At 47.5% G+C, this 17,230-nt stretch carries 17 protein-coding genes and 1 pseudogene; 13 read left to right on the forward strand and 5 right to left on the reverse strand.

Features of this window, described 5'->3' with window-relative positions:
- A complete protein-coding gene (locus tag R3E63_04745; GenBank protein MEZ5539261.1) occupies positions 1-2,916 on the forward strand; it encodes an insulinase family protein in 2,916 nt (971 codons plus the stop codon).
- A gap of 4 nt (positions 2,917-2,920) precedes the next feature.
- Here the strand turns inward: R3E63_04745 and R3E63_04750 are convergent, their stop codons facing one another.
- Positions 2,921-3,376 (reverse strand): tRNA (cytidine(34)-2'-O)-methyltransferase, encoded by a 456-nt coding sequence (locus R3E63_04750; protein ID MEZ5539262.1) that lies wholly within the window; start codon positions 3,374-3,376, stop codon positions 2,921-2,923.
- Between the two features lie 106 nt (positions 3,377-3,482).
- On the opposite strand from R3E63_04750, the gene R3E63_04755 reads away from it, so the two are divergent.
- From R3E63_04755 to R3E63_04795, 9 genes and pseudogenes are all read left to right on the forward strand, one after another.
- The gene (locus R3E63_04755; GenBank protein ID MEZ5539263.1) at positions 3,483-4,364 is read left to right on the forward strand and encodes an alpha/beta fold hydrolase; all 882 of its coding nucleotides are present in this window, start codon (positions 3,483-3,485) and stop codon (positions 4,362-4,364) included.
- A gap of 12 nt (positions 4,365-4,376) precedes the next feature.
- Positions 4,377-4,559: a Trm112 family protein gene (locus R3E63_04760; protein ID MEZ5539264.1), complete on the forward strand. Its 183-nt coding sequence runs from the start codon at positions 4,377-4,379 to the stop codon at positions 4,557-4,559.
- A gap of 107 nt (positions 4,560-4,666) precedes the next feature.
- Positions 4,667-5,875 (forward strand): fused response regulator/phosphatase, encoded by a 1,209-nt coding sequence (locus R3E63_04765; protein MEZ5539265.1) that lies wholly within the window; start codon positions 4,667-4,669, stop codon positions 5,873-5,875.
- A 54-nt stretch (positions 5,876-5,929) separates the two neighbouring features.
- The gene (locus R3E63_04770; GenBank protein MEZ5539266.1) at positions 5,930-6,412 is read left to right on the forward strand and encodes an STAS domain-containing protein; all 483 of its coding nucleotides are present in this window, start codon (positions 5,930-5,932) and stop codon (positions 6,410-6,412) included.
- Positions 6,412-7,566 (forward strand): 1-acyl-sn-glycerol-3-phosphate acyltransferase, encoded by a 1,155-nt coding sequence (locus R3E63_04775; protein ID MEZ5539267.1) that lies wholly within the window; start codon positions 6,412-6,414, stop codon positions 7,564-7,566. The genes R3E63_04770 and R3E63_04775 overlap by 1 nt, the downstream gene beginning before the upstream one ends.
- 36 nt (positions 7,567-7,602) lie before the next feature.
- Positions 7,603-8,268 (forward strand): annotated as a pseudogene (locus tag R3E63_04780) (ABC transporter ATP-binding protein).
- 50 nt (positions 8,269-8,318) lie between these two features.
- Positions 8,319-9,053, forward strand: a complete 735-nt coding sequence (locus tag R3E63_04785; GenBank protein ID MEZ5539268.1) for an ABC transporter permease subunit — start codon at positions 8,319-8,321, stop codon at positions 9,051-9,053.
- Positions 9,054-9,060: 7 nt separating this feature from the next.
- On the forward strand, positions 9,061-10,353 hold the full coding sequence (locus R3E63_04790) for a GldG family protein (GenBank protein MEZ5539269.1): 1,293 nt from the start codon (positions 9,061-9,063) through the stop codon (positions 10,351-10,353).
- 592 nt (positions 10,354-10,945) lie between these two features.
- On the forward strand, positions 10,946-11,746 hold the full coding sequence (locus R3E63_04795) for a class I SAM-dependent methyltransferase (GenBank protein ID MEZ5539270.1): 801 nt from the start codon (positions 10,946-10,948) through the stop codon (positions 11,744-11,746).
- A gap of 9 nt (positions 11,747-11,755) precedes the next feature.
- Here R3E63_04795 and rimI read toward each other — a convergent pair whose 3' ends face one another.
- From rimI to queD, 4 genes are all read right to left on the reverse strand, one after another.
- On the reverse strand, positions 11,756-12,265 hold the full coding sequence (gene rimI, locus R3E63_04800; protein ID MEZ5539271.1) for a ribosomal protein S18-alanine N-acetyltransferase: 510 nt from the start codon (positions 12,263-12,265) through the stop codon (positions 11,756-11,758).
- Positions 12,232-12,954 carry a hypothetical protein gene (locus R3E63_04805; GenBank protein ID MEZ5539272.1) on the reverse strand — a complete coding sequence of 241 codons (723 nt, stop codon included), beginning with the start codon at positions 12,952-12,954 and terminating at the stop codon, positions 12,232-12,234. Before R3E63_04805 ends, rimI begins: the two co-directional genes overlap by 34 nt.
- A gap of 27 nt (positions 12,955-12,981) precedes the next feature.
- Positions 12,982-14,532 carry a 2-isopropylmalate synthase gene (locus tag R3E63_04810; protein MEZ5539273.1) on the reverse strand — a complete coding sequence of 517 codons (1,551 nt, stop codon included), beginning with the start codon at positions 14,530-14,532 and terminating at the stop codon, positions 12,982-12,984.
- A 268-nt stretch (positions 14,533-14,800) separates the two neighbouring features.
- Positions 14,801-15,157 carry a 6-carboxytetrahydropterin synthase QueD gene (gene queD / locus R3E63_04815; GenBank protein MEZ5539274.1) on the reverse strand — a complete coding sequence of 119 codons (357 nt, stop codon included), beginning with the start codon at positions 15,155-15,157 and terminating at the stop codon, positions 14,801-14,803.
- A gap of 152 nt (positions 15,158-15,309) precedes the next feature.
- Here queD and rplU point away from each other — a divergent pair, with 152 nt between their 5' ends.
- The 3 genes from rplU to cgtA all read left to right on the forward strand — a co-directional run bounded on the left by rplU (position 15,310) and on the right by cgtA (position 17,218).
- Positions 15,310-15,621 carry a 50S ribosomal protein L21 gene (gene rplU, locus R3E63_04820; protein ID MEZ5539275.1) on the forward strand — a complete coding sequence of 104 codons (312 nt, stop codon included), beginning with the start codon at positions 15,310-15,312 and terminating at the stop codon, positions 15,619-15,621.
- A gap of 27 nt (positions 15,622-15,648) precedes the next feature.
- A complete protein-coding gene (rpmA, locus tag R3E63_04825; GenBank protein ID MEZ5539276.1) occupies positions 15,649-15,906 on the forward strand; it encodes a 50S ribosomal protein L27 in 258 nt (85 codons plus the stop codon).
- Positions 15,907-16,006: 100 nt separating this feature from the next.
- The gene (cgtA, locus tag R3E63_04830) at positions 16,007-17,218 is read left to right on the forward strand and encodes an Obg family GTPase CgtA (GenBank protein ID MEZ5539277.1); all 1,212 of its coding nucleotides are present in this window, start codon (positions 16,007-16,009) and stop codon (positions 17,216-17,218) included.
- Positions 17,219-17,230 lie beyond the last annotated feature (12 nt).

Consider the following 17,230-nt stretch of genomic DNA (forward strand, 5'->3'; position numbering starts at 1 on the left):
ATGCTTAATTTGCGCACGATTCGCTTGTCTTATTCTCTCTTGTTGATTGGCTTCGTGTGGTTGATGTCGCCTGCTGTATTGGCAGAGGTTTCGCATGCGAAACTATTGGATGCTCCAATAAAAAGTGATGTTGATCAGCGTAGTTACAGCAATATTGAGCTGCCCAATGGCATGAAAGTATTGTTGATATCAGACCCAACAGCGGATAAATCGGCGGCAGCGTTGGATGTGGCAACAGGTAGTGACAATGACCCTCGGCAGAGGCAGGGTTTGGCGCACTTTTTAGAACATATGTTATTTCTTGGGACAAAAAAATTTCCCCAATCAGGTGAATATCAAGAGTTTATTAGTGCGCATGGTGGTTCGCACAATGCCTATACCAGCTTAGAGCACACCAACTATTTTTTTGATATTGACACTACACAGTTAAAACCAGCTTTAGAGCGGTTTTCACAGTTTTTTATTTCGCCTTTATTTAATGAAGACTATGTTGAGCGAGAAAAAAATGCGGTGAATGCAGAGTATCAAGCGCGTATCAATGATGACGCGCGGCGCATGAACGATGTGTATCGCGAGTTGTACGCCAAAGAAAATCCAGCGTCAAAATTTAGTGTGGGGAGTTTGGAAACACTGGCAGATAGGCCAAACAATAAAGTGCGAGACGATTTGCTGGCGTATTACCAACAACACTATTCCGCCAATGTGATGACGCTGGTGGTGTTGGGGCGTGAGCCGTTGCCTGTCTTGCAAGCCATGGTTGAGCAATATTTTGCTGAAGTGCCTAATCGCAAGTTGGTGATTGATCAGTCGGCCAAGCCAGTGTTCCGCCAAAACCTGCTGCCGGCCAAAGTGTATGCGCAATCCCAACGCGACGAGCGTCATCTGGTGTTGAGTTTTCCACTGCCTTCTATGCAGCCTTTTTATCGCGTAAAGCCAGACGCCTATGTGAGTTATTTGTTAGGGCATGAAGGCGAGGGCAGCTTGCTCTATGTGTTAAAGCAGAAAGGTTGGGCGGAATCTTTGGTGGCAGGCAGTGGTTTGTCCAACCGTTTTGCTGCGACGATGGATGTGGATATCAAGCTGACGCAAGAAGGTTATCAACATATTGATGATATTCTCGCGCTGAGTTTTGATGCGATTGCTTTGCTGCGCCAGAGCGGCGTTGCTGCGTGGCGTTATCAAGAACAGAAAAATATGATGGATATCGCTTTTCGCTTTTCTGAAAAGGCGGATGCCATGATGTTTGTTAGTACGCTGGCTAACAATTTGCAATATTTCCCTGCGAAAGAGGTAATGCGCGGTGCTGCTTTAATGGAGGGTTTTGATCAGGCATTGATTGATTCTGTGTTGTCGCAATTAAAGCCAGACAATGTGCTCGTTGGTATCAGTGCGCCAGATATCAAAGGCGATCAACACTCTAAGTATTACAACACGGCGTATCGCGTTGAAAGTATTCCAGACAATAAAAAAGCAACATGGATAGGCGTCACAAAAGATAGTAGCCTTGCTTTACCCGCGGCTAATCCATTTATTCCAGAAAATTTGAAATTGAAACACTCTGACAATGCTCAAAAAAAATTAGTTAATGTGCCAAAGGAAGCCTCTTCTTCAAAAAACACACGGCTGTGGTTTTTGCAAGATACTCAGTTCAAAGTGCCGAAAGGCAATGTCATGGTGTATTTTTACAATAACCAGACCTCTGACTCTGCTGAGAATGCATTAAAGACGGAGTTATTTGTGCGTTTGTTGCGAGACAAATTAAATCCTACGCTGTACAGCGCGCTACTCGGTGGCTTGGAGCTCGCCATTGAGAAGCGTGCGCGCGGCGTTAGTTTTTCTTTGGCTGGGTACAGTGAAAAGCAGGGCGTGTTACTAAAAGAGGCAATAGAATTATTGCAAAGACCAGAGTTTAACGAAGCGCGTTTTAATCTTCTGAAAGCACAGTTGCGCGATGAATTAAATAATGTTGATAAGCAAGCACCTTATAAGCCGTTGATGGCGGATATTCCTGTAGTGCTGATGCATGGTTATTGGTCTCGGGCGCAATATCTTGCCGCGTTGGATGCGGTAACACTACAAAGCGTGCAGCAATTTGCGCAGGGCTTTATAGGCAATGCGCAGGCAGAAATGTTGGTGTATGGGAATTTTGAAAAAGAGGATGCCAAACAATTGGCAGGTACTATTCAGCGTGCAGTGGATGTTGCTGGAAATTTCTCTAGCAAAAAACCGTTATTGGTTGCTGCATTAAAACCTGAAAAGCAGCCATCCATCTATGTTGATGCCATGCAGCACAATGACGCTGCGTTGGTGAAATACTTTCAAGCGCCTGCAGATACGGTAGTGCAGCAAGTGCATCTGCTGATGTTGGAACAAGTGTTAGCCCCCGCTTATTTTAATAGCCTGCGCACAGAGCAGCAGTTGGGTTATATCGTCACGGCGCGTTATTTGCCTTTGACGCGCGTGCCGGGCTTGGCGTTTTTAGTGCAGTCGCCCAGCCACAGTGCGGCGGATATTGATGAGAAATCCCAAGAGTTTATTCAAAAATATTTTTCTACAATTAGTCAGCGCGATGATGCATGGTTTGAACAGCAGAAAAGGGCGCTTTTAGTGCAGCTCGAAGATAAGCCTAAAAATCAATCGGAACAAGCAGAAAGATTTTTTGATGATTTGACGCTGGGCTATAATGCATTTGATTCGCGTGCACAAAAAATTGCCGCTTTGCAAAAAATGACGAAGCAAGATTTGTTGGTTGTCTATCAAACGGTGTTGTTATCTCCAGAGCGTAGGGAGATGTTATTGGTTAGCCCTGGCAAGTTGGGTGTGCAAACATGGCTGGAGGGCGAGGCAAAAGCATTCCATCGCATTGATGACATTGATGCCTTTAAAGCGAGCCAACCGAGTTACTCCCTGCCATAAACCGTCAAGAAAAATCCCATTGTCGCCATGCTTCATAGGCGATGATGGCAACCGCGTTGGAGAGATTGAGGCTGCGACTGTCTGGCTGCATGGGGAGTCGCAGTACATGACCTTCTGGCAAGCTCTCGCGAAATTCTTGTGAAAGCCCGCGCGTTTCTGGGCCAAAAACCACGGCATCATTTTTTGCAAATTGCACATCGCTATAACGGCGTGTGCCTTTGGTGCTCAACGCAAAAATGCGAGGCGGCTGCACTGTCTCTATAAACTGCTGCCAGTTGCGATAAGTGGTGGTGCAGGCGCTGTCGCGGTAATCCAAACCGGCGCGGCGCAATTGTTTTTCATCCAGCGTAAAACCTAGCGGCTCAATCAAATGCAGGGAAAATCCTGTATTGGCACACAGACGCATGATATTGCCGGTATTGGGCGGTATTTCGGGTTGATACAGTACGATGTGCAGCATGGTGAGTTTATTGAACAGTGAATGCAGCTAGTTTACGGTTTTTCCTGCGGTGTTGCTGGATGAGCAATTCGCTATCATGCGGTAAGAAATTGAGGAAACACAGAATATGTCGACACAATTAGCGTTTCAGACATCGCGTGGTGCATTGCGTTTGGTGGCGGATGCTTACGGCGATCCGCAATTACAGCCAGTGATTTTAGCGCACGGTGGTGGACAGACGCGCCACGCTTGGGGAAAAACGGCGCAGCAAGTGGCGGACGCTGGCTTCTATGCCGTGGCGGTGGATTTGCGCGGTCATGGCGAGAGCGATTGGGCTGCTGATAAAGATTATGCGTTTGATACTTTCGCGCAAGATTTTATCGATATCGCAAAAACTTTTTCGCAAAAGCCTGTGGCAGTTGGCGCTTCTTTGGGCGGTATTTCTTCGTTGGCTGCACAGCAGATTGCGCATCAAAATTTATTGCGCGCTTTAGTGTTAGTCGATGTGACACCGCATTTAGAAGCGGATGGTTTGGCGCGTATTCGTGATTTCATGTTGGAGCGTGCGGTGCAAGGTTTTGCTTCGCTGGAAGAGGCGGCAGAGTTTGTTGCCAGTTATACCTCTCATCGAAAAAGTCGCGGCAGTACCGAAGGTTTGCGAAAAAATTTGCGTCTATGTGATGACGGTCGCTACCGTTGGCATTGGGACCCCAACTTTATGATACGAACGGGGCATCGGCCAGAAGATGGCTCGACCATTCGTGTTGGTTTTTTGGAAGAATCTGCGCGCGCCTTAACCATTCCGACCATGTTGGTGCGCGGTCGTATGAGTGATTTGATCAGCCCAGAATCCGCGCAAGCTTTTTGCGTATGGTGCCGCACGCGCAATACGCAGATATTCAAGATGCGGGGCACATGGTGGCGGGTGATCAAAATGATATTTTTCCTCGGCTGTATTGGGTTTTCTGAGGCAGTTGCGCTGATTTGCTATGATGCCAACACGATTTAGGAGCTTGTCATGATCGACGAAAAATTACTCAGCATACTGGTCTGTCCGGTGAGCAAAGCCCCACTGGTTTACGACACCGAAAAACAAGAGTTGCTGTGTAAAGCCAGCGGCTTAGCCTACCCCGTGCGCGATGGCATTCCCGTGATGTTGGAAGAAGAAGCGCGCCAGATGACGGCAGAAGAAAAAGCGGCTTAATTGCCCATCTATCTATTCCTTTAGTCAAGCTTGCAGCCCTACTACGAACGGAGTAGGGTTTGCCACCCTGTCAATGGCCTGCACCCCAGCGCCGGAGAATGGCATTTATGCCTGCAACCTACATCCAAGAACACGCTGTTTCGATACTGCTGGTTGATGATGATGCCGCCGTAAGCACGAGCGTGGCGGCGTTTTTAGAGAGCCGATTGTTTGAAGTCGAGCAGGCTGTTGACGGTGTGGATGCTTGGGAGCGTTTCCAGCAGCGCCAGCCTTCCTTGGTGTTGACGGATTTGCGTATGCCGCGCATGGATGGCTTGCAGTTACTTCGACAAATTATGGCCTCTGAGTCTCCGGTTCCCGTGATTGTATTTTCAGGGATTGGCAGTGTGAATGAAGTGGTTGAGGCGCTGCGTTGTGGCGCTTCAGATTATCTCGTCAAACCGTTTGTTGATTTTCATATTTTGCAGCACGCCATTGAGAAATGTTTAGAGCGTGTGCGTTTGCTTAATCAGAACCGTGCGTACCAAGCACAATTAGAAAAAACCAACAGCGAATTGAAAGCGCATTTGCAGGCTTTGGAGCAGGATCAGCAGTCTGGCCGTCAGTTGCAGTTGAAGCTGTATCCACAACAAGATTTGCATCTGGGCAAGTATCACTTTTCGCATTGCATGATTCCTTCGCTGTATTTGAGTGGCGATTTTTTGGAATACATTCGTTTTGGCGAAGAACATTTAGGTTTTTATATCGCGGATGTTTCCGGTCACGGTGTGTCGTCGGCATTTGTCACCGCCTTGCTGCGCCATTTCTCGCTCAATATTCACCGTGAAACGCGTGAAGCAGCTCTGGATGGAAAGCCCATTCCTTTCCCGACACCTGCTGATGCCATGGCGTATTACAACCGCGAACTTTTGGCAGCGGGGATAGACAAATACGCAACGCTGTTTATGGGTTTAATTGACAGAAAAAGTAATGTGCTGACTTACAGCGTAGCAGGGCATTTACCGCGTCCTATTCTTGCCTCTGGTGATAAAGTCTATTACCTAGAGGGAGGCGGGATGCCGGTGGGGATACTGCAAGAAGCGGAGTATCAAAACTTTACCGTACAGTTACCAGATACTTTTACTTTGGTGTTGTGTTCGGATGGTGTGCTGGAAATTATGCCTGCCGCAGACCTTATTGCTAAAGAAGCCTTGTTGTTGGAACTGGTTAAATCAAGTGACCGTACACAAAAAGGTATTGAAGAAAAATTGAATTTGGATGATGTCAGCGGTGCGCCCGATGATATTGCCGTAATGACATTGGTAAAAACGGCGTGATAGTTTTGTTCATTTGCAACGAAAGCGTGCAGCGTTTTCAGGTACAGGTGTGAAATGGAAGGACGAGTTCTAGTCGCCGAACACAAAGGTGCTTATGTTGTGAAGTTGCTGGGTGATGTGCGTTTAACGCTGTCATCCACGATTGATCAGTGTGTTGAAAGAATGTTTGCGAGTGTGTCATGTCAGTCCGTTATTATTGATTTGACGGAAACTGAAGGCTTGGATAGTACAACTTTGGGTATGCTCGCCAAAATGGCGCTTTTTGTGCGTAAACAGTTACATTTGCGTCCCATCGCGGTGACTAGTAATGAAAGTATTATCCATCTGCTCAACAGTATGGGTTTTGAGCAGATCATGGATATACAGCGTACTTGTGAAGTGCAAGCCGTGGCTGATTGCGAGTTACAGGCTGCGGAGCTAGACGAAAAACAAGCGAAAGAAAAAGTGCTGCAAGCGCATCAAATTTTAATGACCTTGAATCAAAAAAATAAAGAAACATTCAAGGAGTTGGTCGATAGTTTATGTAAGGATTGTTGATGTCTGTTTCAGATTCTCGTTTCGATAGTATTCGTCCGTATAACGATGATGAAGTACCTGCTGTATTAGCCCGTGTGTTAGAGGATAAAGAGCTAGTCTCTGCGTTGATGCGCTTTCGTTTTCCGTCATTGCCTGCTTGGATGCATAGTTTTGCATCGCCATTAGTGCGTTTATTTTTGCGTAACAAAACGCAGTCTGTGCATGATGTGCGCAGTTTTCAAGCAATTATCGAGTCGTATATGCGGCATATGGTTGATAGCACAATCAGCCATTTGACAGTTTCTGGTTTGGATAAATTGAATAGCAAACAAGCCTATTTATTTGTCAGCAATCATCGTGATATCGCGATGGATCCAGCGCTGGTAAATTGGGTGTTGTGGCATAACGGTATGGATACGGTGCGTATTGCGATTGGCGATAACTTACTCACCAAACCGTTTGTTTCTGATTTGATGCGAATGAATAAAAGCTTTTTGGTGCAGCGTGGCGAAACGGCGCCAAGAAAAATCTATGCGGCGTTGAAATTGTTGTCCTCCTATATTTCTTTTTCTGTAGTGGAAGAAAAAGCCTCTGTATGGATTGCACAACGAGAAGGGCGCGCTAAGGACGGCATTGATTTGACGGAAGAGGCCATCATCAAAATGTTTGCTATGAGTAAAGTAAAAGAGCAGTCACTTGCCGATTTTATTCATGCATTAAATATTGTACCGGTATCTATTTCGTATGAATGGGATCCTTGCGATGTGGCTAAAGCGCGCGAGTTGCAGCAGAAAGCAGAGCAGGGTAGCTATCAAAAAGACACACATGAAGATGTGCAAAGTATTGCGCAAGGTATAGCTGGGAAAAAAGGTCGAGTGCATGTCAGTTTTGGTGATGTGCTACACGGTGATTATCAAACGACTGAAGAAGTTACTGCTGAGTTGGATAGGCAAATTCATAAAAATTATGTGCGTTTTGCATCCAATTATTTGGCGGCAGAACAGTTGGGGCGTGAAGCAGTTGGAAATTTTGATTTTCCTGCGCGGCAATTTTCTACTGCGAATGTTGTCGCTGAAAAAAGTCTTTTCCAGCAGCGTTTAGCGCAATGCCCAGAAAATTGTCGTCCTTACTGGTTGGCAATGTATGCCAATCCCGTGCGGAACTTGGATGCGTAGTTAGGCTCCAATCATCGAAATAAATAAGGGTTATTTATGATTCAGATTGAAAATCTGACGCGTCGTTTTGGCGAATTTACTGCGGTGGATAATCTCAGTTTTCAAGTAAAGCCTGGTGAAGTGCTGGGCTTTCTTGGACCAAACGGCGCGGGCAAATCCACCACCATGAAGATGATCACGGGCTTTCTGCAGCCTAGCAGTGGTCGTGTTGATGTGTTTGGCCATGACATGTGGCGCTCGCCCTTGCCTGCTAAACAAATGATCGGCTATCTGCCAGAAGGTGCGCCCAGTTACGGTGAAATGACGGTGCGCGGTTTCTTGGAGTTTATTGCCGATGTGCGTGGCTTGCGCGGAGGTGATAAGAAGCGCGCTGTTACAGTTGCCGCAGAAAAAGCGGTTTTGTCTGATGTGATGCTGCAAGTTATCGATACCTTGTCGAAAGGTTATCGTCGCCGTGTGGGTTTGGCGCAAGCCATTTTGCATGATCCACAAGTGTTGATTTTGGATGAGCCCACTGACGGTTTGGATCCCAATCAAAAACACCATGTGCGTGAATTGATTCGCAGTTTGTCACAAGAGAAATTGGTGATCGTCTCAACGCATATTTTGGAAGAGGTGTCAGCAGTTTGCACGCGAGCCATGATTATTGCGCGTGGAAAAATGCTGGTGGATGAAACGCCAACTGCACTGATGGCACGGTCGACAACAGGAAAGCTAGATGATGTGTTTCGCCAGCTGACTGGGGGTATGTGATGACAGGTTTTATCGCAGTAGTCACTAGAGAGTGGAAGTCTTATTTTGCCACACCCTTGGCCTATGTTTTTTTGATTGTTTTTTTAATGTTGTGCGGGTTTGCTACTTTTGAGTTGGGTGGTTTTTACCAGAAGAATCAGGCAGATTTGTCGGTATTTTTTTCTTATCAGCCTTGGTTATTTCTCTTTCTTGTACCGGCCATTTCAATGCGTATATGGTCGGAAGAGTTAAAGAGTGGCTCTGTCGAGTTGTTGCTCACCTTGCCTTTGCCATTACGCACCATTGTTTTAGCTAAGTTTTTTGCGGCGTGGTTGTTTATCGGTTTGGCGTTACTGCTGACATTTCCGATTTGGATCACGGTGAATTATTTGGGCTCTCCCGATAACGGCGTTATTTTCGCAGCCTATTTGGGTAGTTGGTTATTGGCCGGAGCGTTTCTTTCTATTGGCTGTTGCTTATCTTCTACGAGCAAAAGCCAAGTCATTGCTTTTGTTCTTACGGTAACGGTTTGTTTTTTGTTTGTGTTGTTAGGACTCTCTCAAGTGCTCAATGCGCTACAAGGCGTTGTGCCACAGTGGTGCATTGATCTTGTTGCCCAATTAAGTTTGCTGGCACATTTTAGTGCGATCTCTCGCGGTGTGCTCAATGTAGCTGACCTGCTGTATTACGGTTTGTTTATTGCTTGTTGGTTGATAGCTAACAGCATTATTATCGAAAAAAATAAGGCGGAGTGAGTGGCAGATGTCTCTATCTAAAGCTTCTATATATTCGCGATTACAAAAACTGCCATTTACTATTCGCCTATTGGTGTTAGCTTTATTGCTGTTAGTTTCCTCGGCGTCGTTGTCTTTGCTGAGCCGTTGGCAGATCGATTTAACGCAAGATAAGTTGTATACCTTGTCACAAGGGACACGAAATATCCTAGCAGGCATTGATAAACCCATTGTATTGGAATTGTATTACTCGGAATCTTTATCGCGTGACATACCAATGCTGCGTAATTATGCAGGGCGTGTGCAGGATATTTTGCGTGAATATGAACGCAAATCACATGGAAATATTACTTTAAAAGTGATAAATCCAGAGCCATTCTCCGAAGAAGAAGACGCGGCGGCGGCTGGTGGTTTGCAAGGCATGCCCAATGGTCGAGGTGATAAAATTTATCTGGGTTTGATTGGGTCAAGCGCTGATCATTCTGAAATTATTGATGTATTTAATCCTCAAAAAGAAAATCTTTTGGAATACCAAATTAGCCAGTTGGTATACCGCCTGATGTTGCCACAACAACGAATCGTCGGCGTTATTGGAAATCTTCCGTTATTTCGCGGTGTTGATCCAAAGACAAATCGCCCGCGCCCAGATTGGTTGATTGTCAATCAGTTAAAACAGCTATTTGATTTGCGGCGCATGATCGATGTCGGTGTCGACAAAATTGATAATGATCTCAACTTGCTCATTGTGACTCACCCAAGCAAGTTGCCAGAAAAAACACTGTTTGCTATTGATCAATTTGTATTACGCGGTGGAAAGCTATTGGTTTTTGTAGATCCATTAGCCGAAGCAGATGATAGCGACACTAGGCTGCTCGCAACGGGTTTTGCTGACCGCAGTTCTGATTTGGAGCAATTATTTACTGCCTGGGGTATTGATTATGATGCATCAAAAATTGTTTTGGATTTAGGCCGTGCGCATCAAATTCCTGCGCAGATGAGTGGGCAACCCATTCCACATGTGGGTATTTTAAATCTAGAAGGCGACGCAATTAATCGTGAACAGAATGTGATTGCCGATTTGGAAAATATCAATATCGCTTCCAGTGGATTTATTGCGCACCACGCGGGTGCTAACACGCAATTTATTCCCTTACTGAGATCGAGCCATAAAACCGATGTCATGGATTCACAAACCTACAGCATGATTGGTAATCACGCCGAGCTGCTGGAAAAAATGAAACCCAGTGACAAGCAGTACACCTTTGCTGCGTGGGTCAGCGGTGATGTGAAAACAGCATTTCCTGAGGGGAAGCCAGCATAGCCGGTTTTCCGATGACATATTGAAGTCATCAAAATCGCCTATACAGTTGGTCGTTGTATTGATACCGATGTATTGTGGATCGTATGGGCTGATAGTGAAATGTACGGGCTAAAACGATGGCGACACCTTTGCAGCGAACGGCGATATGGTCGTTATCATGTTGGATGCGCTGGGAGGCAGTATGGATTTGACTAATCTGCGCAGCCGCGGTACTTACCAGCGCCCATTCACACGAGTAGATGCCTGAAATGCAGCAGCCGTTCGCGCGAGCAGCAGGATGCATTAGCGCAAGCCTTATCTGCAACAGAAAGAAAATTGCTTCAGCTCAATGCCGCAGCAGAAGGAGAATCCGGTTCATCCGCTGAGATTTCACCAGCACAACAACAAGAAATTGCCAATTTCTAGAAAGAGCGTGCGCAAATTAGAAAAATCTATGCGATGTACAGCATCAATTAACAGTGATGTTGATCGGCTCGGTACAGTATTAAAATTATCAATATTGCAGCTGTGCCAGTGTTGTTGGATTGTATTTGCTTTGTGTGTGCTTTGCTGCGTCGATCTAAAGCTCGGCGCTGATCAAGATAACTCGGTCATGCCTTTGGCTGTTTGGTCAACGGCATCGCACTTGTACTCAGAGGCGCAACTTTTAGCCGATTTTTTATCTGCGCCTCAGCTGCCGCCGGATGTGGAGCCATCACAAAAAGCCAATTTTTCTTATCTCCTTGTGCTGGATGAAAACGGCTGCAGCTTGCAACAAAATAAGCAGCGCATTGCGGTGGATTTTGTTGCAGGTGCAAGCCGTCATCGTCGTTTACAAGGTGGTGGGCGCGGTCAGCCAGTGGCGAAAGCTGTCGGTTTAAAAGCGGGCAATATTATTCCTACAGTTTTAGATGCAACAGCTGGTTTAGGCGGCGATGCCTTTGTGCTGGCATCTTTAGGTTGTGCGATGCAGTTGTGTGAGCGGTCGCCATTAGCATTTGCTTTATTAAATGATGGCATTCAACGCGCAAAACAATGTGATGATAACGAAGTGCGCGAAATTGTCGGGCGTATGGATTTGTTGTCGATCAATGCCGTGGACTATATGCAACAATTACTGTGTTCTGATTCTGTGCGGCACAAACCGGATGTGGTTTTTCTTGACCCTATGTTTCCAGAAAAACGCAAAAATGCAGCAGCGAAAAAAAGTATGACGGCTTTTCATACTTTGGTGGGTGCAGATGAAGATGCAGATGCGTTGTTGCCCTTAGCTTTGCAAGTGGCGCAGCGGCGCGTGGTGGTGAAAAGACCGCGCCACGCTCCTGTTTTGTCGGGGATTAAACCCAGTTTGGTGATGGAAGGCGAGTCAACGCGCTTTGATATTTATACTTTGCGCAGTATGGCGATAAGCTAATCGTTTTGCTCAGTGCGAATTGGTATTGGATGTGTGTGCTGTGCGAAACGGTGCCATTTCTAGGCTAAATAACTGTGCGTCTTCACGACCCGTATCTGTTGGGTAGTAGTTTTTTCTTTTCCCGTATTCAATGAAGCCAGCTCGCTGATACAGTTTCTGAGCGGCAATATTGGATACGCGCACTTCAAGAAAAATTTTCTCAATAGCTTCGTCTAATTGCAGTAGGGATTGCTTCAGTAGAGTGGCTCCATAACCTTTGCTTTGCAGCAAAGGTGAGACGGCGATGTTGAGCAGTGAAGCCTCATCAATCACAATCTCATACGCTGAAAATCCGATGATATTTTTCTGCTCATGCAAGACGAAGCAGTGGATATGTGGCTGGATAATGCACCAACGCAGTGTTTCTGCTGACCAAGGATAATGGTGTGCCTGTTCTTCAATAAACAGTAGCTCGTCCAGATCTTTGAGTGTGGCTTCGCGTAAATTCAAGCGCGAACCAGTATTTGCAGGGTGCGCCATGTTTCTGCTTTGCGTGAAGGTTGTTCTAGCATTTCATGCAGTGCGCAGACGGTAATGATTGGCCAATCACGATATTGCGTTGTGTGTGTGCTGCCAGAATCGGTATGTGCGAGCAGGGTGTTAGCTGTATTGCCAAAGCAAATAATTTGTCGTGCTGCGGTATTTTTTAATGCGCCGCCGTCCAACATGCCTTGGAAGTGATCGCGTGCAGCATGGAGTGTTTTGTCTTTGTTTTGTGACAATGGCCAAGAAAATTGATGGGTATTGGCTAATTGTTCGGGACGACCAATAGCTTTCAGGATGTTGCGCAACAGCGTGAGTTGCTTATTATCCATGCGCGGCGTTTCAGCGATCACTAACAAATCATCAATCAACCAAAACGCAATTTGGCAGCGGAATAGTGGCAATGCTGTGGTCTGTGCGGGAGTGACTTCTGTTTTTGGCGCTGCGGTAGATTTTTCTTGCGGTTGAGGGGGGGTAAGCAAAGCGGTTTCTTTTTCTAAAATAGATCGCAGACTTTCAGGCATAGCAGCGCGCGCACTATTGGCAGTTGGCGCGACGATCTCATCCTCGAAAGATTCTTCTATTTCAATAACAGGTGAGGACAGGGCGTTTGGCAGTGGAAAACGCGCTGCATACTGGACTACGCCCATCGCCTCTAAGTAGTCCAGTCGCAGCCACTCGTTCACACGCTCTCCTTTTTTGCGATCACGTTATTAAATGTGATCGCCTTCCTGTGGGTTGATGCGCAGCTTTCCTTCCGCCAATAAATTCAAAGCATTGAGATAAGCCTTCACAGACGCGACGACGATATCAGTATCCGCGCCATTGCCATTGATTACGCGTCCAGCTCGCTCTAAACGCACGGTCACTTCGCCTTGCGAATCGGTGCCGCTGGTAATGGCGTTGACGGAATAGAGCAATAAATCAGCACCGCTCTGCACAATTTTTTCAATCGCTTTGAATGCTGCATCGACAGGACCACTGCCGTGCGCTTCGCTGGCAGTGGCTTCGCCTTTGACATTCAGCACAAGGCTGGCGTGTGGGCGGTCGCCTGTTTTTGAAGTTACAGCAAGTGATTCTAAGTGATAGGTTTCCGCTGCTTCGCGTGGTTCCATGTCGCTCACCAAGGCTTGCAAATCTTCATCAAAAATTTCAGATTTTTTATCGGCGAGATCTTTGAAGCGAGCAAAGGCTTCGTTCAACGCTGTTTCATCTAATTCAATGCCGAGATCTTTGAGGCGCGTGCGAAATGCATTGCGACCAGACAATTTTCCAAGTACCAACTTATTGGCGTTCCAGCCCACATCTTCCGCGCGCATGATCTCGTAAGTTTCACGATGCTTGAGTACACCGTCTTGGTGTATGCCGGATTCATGTGCAAACGCATTTGCGCCGACAATCGCTTTATTCGGCTGTACAGGGTAGCCGGTAATACTGGAAACCAATTTTGATGTCGGCACAATTTGCGTGGTGTCGATGCGTGTTTCCACCGGAAAAATATCTTTGCGTGTGCGCACAGACATCACAATTTCTTCCAACGATGCATTGCCTGCGCGCTCGCCGAGGCCGTTGATGGTGCATTCCACTTGTCGCGCGCCGTTCATCACGGCGGCGAGAGAATTGGCAACAGCCATGCCGAGATCGTTGTGGCAGTGTGTGGACCAAATTACTTTGTTGGAATTGGGCACGCGTTCAATCAATTGACGAAAGCGATCGCCCCATAAGGCAGGAATGGAGTAGCCCACCGTGTCGGGGACATTGATAGTTTTTGCGCCAGCTTTGATCACTTCATCAAAAATACGTACCAAAAAATCAATATCAGAACGCACGGCATCTTCAGCAGAAAATTCCACGTCGTCTGTGTACTCGAGCGCCAATTTCACTGCCATGATGGCTTGCTCAACCACTTGGTCAGGCGCCATGCGCAATTTCTTTTCCATGTGAATTGGGCTGGTGGCAATAAAAGTGTGAATGCGACCTGATTTTGCTGGTTTGATTGCTTCACCGGCGCGACGCACATCATTTTCTGTCGCGCGCGCTAATGAACACACGGTGGAGTTTTTGATGGTTTCGGCAATAGTGCGCACGGCATCGAAATCGCCAGGGCTCGCTGCTGCAAAACCGGCTTCAATGACATTCACGCCCAGTTTTTCCAACTGACGAGCGATGCGAATTTTTTCATCGCGTGTCATGGATGCGCCAGGGCTTTGTTCTCCATCGCGCAAAGTGGTGTCGAAAATAATTAACTGTTCTTTAGTGGACATGATGCTGCTCCAAGAATTTGTTTGCTGCTAAATAAAAGAAAATGCGTTCTGGGGTGCCTCGCGCGAGGCGTGCGATATCGATGCCCCTCAGGGCAGCAGGAGCAGGCAAAAGCCATGCGGGGACTGCAGGGCGAGTCCGCGATGAGTGCAATGCTTGTCGAGAGGCTTGCGTTGCATGGCTAGAAGAACTTCTTCATGAATAAGTAATGGCTGAATGATAATCCCGCCGAGTGGTTTTTTCCAAGTGTGGTATCAGTCACCACGGCGGTTAGTCACCCAAATACACACAACCGCTGGTGCAGGTTTCTTTGATGGTGATTTTGCTCAACAGCGGAAGTACAGGTTTTAGTTCGTGCCAAATCCAGCGTGCGAGATTTTCGCTGGTGGGATTTTCCAGTCCGCTGATGTCGTTCAGGTAGTGGTGATCTAGCCGTTCATAAATGGGGCGAAAGGCTGCTTTGATATCGGCAAAATCCATCACCCAGCCAGCCTGCGGTTCTACCTCGCCTGAAACATGGATAGAGACTTGAAAAGAGTGGCCGTGCAGGCGTGCGCATTTGTGCCCTTCAGGCACATGAGGCAGGCGGTGGGCGGCTTCAATCGAGAATTCTTTGTAGATTTCCATGGGCTTGCTCGGCGTTGGGGCGGCAATTCTAATGCAATTGCCCATTTACGCGATTATTGCTAGAGAATGGCTTGCTTGCAGGGCTTGAGTTTCTTACAATGCGCGCCCTTCGACCTGCCTCAAAAGGCGGGCGTTTTTTGGAGTGAGCAAACATGTACGCGGTTATTGAGTCTGGTGGCAAGCAACACCGGGTTATTGAAGGTGAAGTTCTGAATGTCGAGTTGCTGGAAGCAGCAGCAGGCGAGAAGATTGATTTCAATGAAGTATTGATGGTCGGCAACGGCGCTGATGTCAAAATCGGTGCGCCTTTTGTGGCTGGTGGTAAGGTATCTGCGGAAGTGGTGGGGCACGGTCGCGGTGATAAAATTCGTATCATCAAGTTTCGCCGCCGTAAGCACTTCCGTAAGCAGCAGGGTCACCGTCAGTGGTTTACCCAAATCAAAATTACAGCAATCAGCGCCTGATTGTTTGAGATAGAGGGGTAAGCAGACATGGCACACAAGAAAGCAGGCGGTAGTACCAAAAACGGCCGCGATTCCCAGTCAAAACGCCTTGGCGTAAAGATGTTTGGCGGTCAGAAAGCGGTTGCAGGCAACATCATTCTGCGTCAGCGCGGCACTGAATATCATGCTGGCGCCAATGTAGGTATGGGTACTGACCATACTTTGTTTGCAAAAGCAGACGGTGAAGTAAAATTTGAAGTAAAAGGCAAGCACAACCGCCGTTTTGTCAGCATCATCGCTGCTTAATCAAGGTTTCTTGCTCGACAAAGCCCCGCCATGCGGGGCTTTTTTGTTTTAATCTAGCGCGTCTCTTGAGTGAAAAGCGCAGCAAGCTGGATATTTCCCGATGAAATTTGTTGATGAAGCACCTATCGCCGTTCACGCGGGCAAGGGCGGCAATGGCTGCATGAGCTTCCGTCGTGAAAAATATGTGCCTTTCGGTGGCCCAGATGGCGGTGATGGCGGTGACGGCGGCAGCGTCTATCTGCGCGCCGATGCATCGCTCAATACCTTGGTGGATTACCGCTATCAGCGCCGCCATCGCGCGAAAGATGGTCAGTCGGGTCGCGGTGCCAACTGCACTGGGCACGGTGGTGAAGATTTGGTGCTGGATGTGCCTGTGGGTACAACCGTTATCGACGAAGACACCGGCGAGGTCTTGGGCGATTTGACGCAAGCCAACCAACGCTTGCTTGTGGCGCAAGGCGGTTTTCACGGTATCGGCAATGCGCGCTTCAAATCCAGCGTCAATCGCGCGCCGCGTCAAACCAAGCCGGGGCAGCCTGGCGAGATGCGCAACTTGCGCCTCGAATTGAAAGTGCTGGCGGATGTCGGTCTACTCGGCTTGCCCAATGCCGGTAAATCCACCCTGATTCACGCCATTTCTTCTGCGCGCCCCAAGGTGGCGGATTATCCGTTCACGACTTTAGTGCCGAACTTGGGTGTGGTCAGCGTCAGCAAAATGCGCAGCTTCGTGGTGGCAGATATTCCAGGCTTGATCGAAGGCGCGGCTGAAGGCGCTGGTTTAGGCATCCGCTTTTTGAAGCACCTCACGCGCACGCGTTTGTTACTGCATTTGGTGGATGTGATGCCACCCGATGGCTCTGATCCATTCGATAACATTCGCGCCATTGAAAAAGAGCTGAAAGCATTTAGTCCGACATTGGCGGCACGCCCGCGTTGGTTGGTGCTGAATAAATTGGATTTGATTCCAGAAGATGAACGCGAAGCGTTTTGCAAAAAATTATACAAACGATTGAAGCTGACGAAAAAAATGCCGCATTTTTCGATCATCGCCGCAGCGGGCGAAGGTACGAAAGATTTGTGCGAAGCCATCATGTCGCACATCGAACTTGAGCGCGAAATGCAGCAAGAAAATCCTGAGTTGGCGCGTGAAGAATTGGCGATTCAACAGGCGATGCAAGAAGAATCGCGTGAAGCGATTGCGCAGTTGGCAGAAGCGCGTCGTCGTGCGCGTCTGCAAAAAACGGATGACGATGACGACGATTGGGACGAAGATTGGGATGACGGCGATGTCGAAGTCCATTATGTTCAATAAATAAAAACAGAA

The sequence above is a fragment of the Pseudomonadales bacterium genome, assembly GCA_041395665.1.
Classification (GTDB): Bacteria; Pseudomonadota; Gammaproteobacteria; order Pseudomonadales; family UBA7239; genus UBA7239.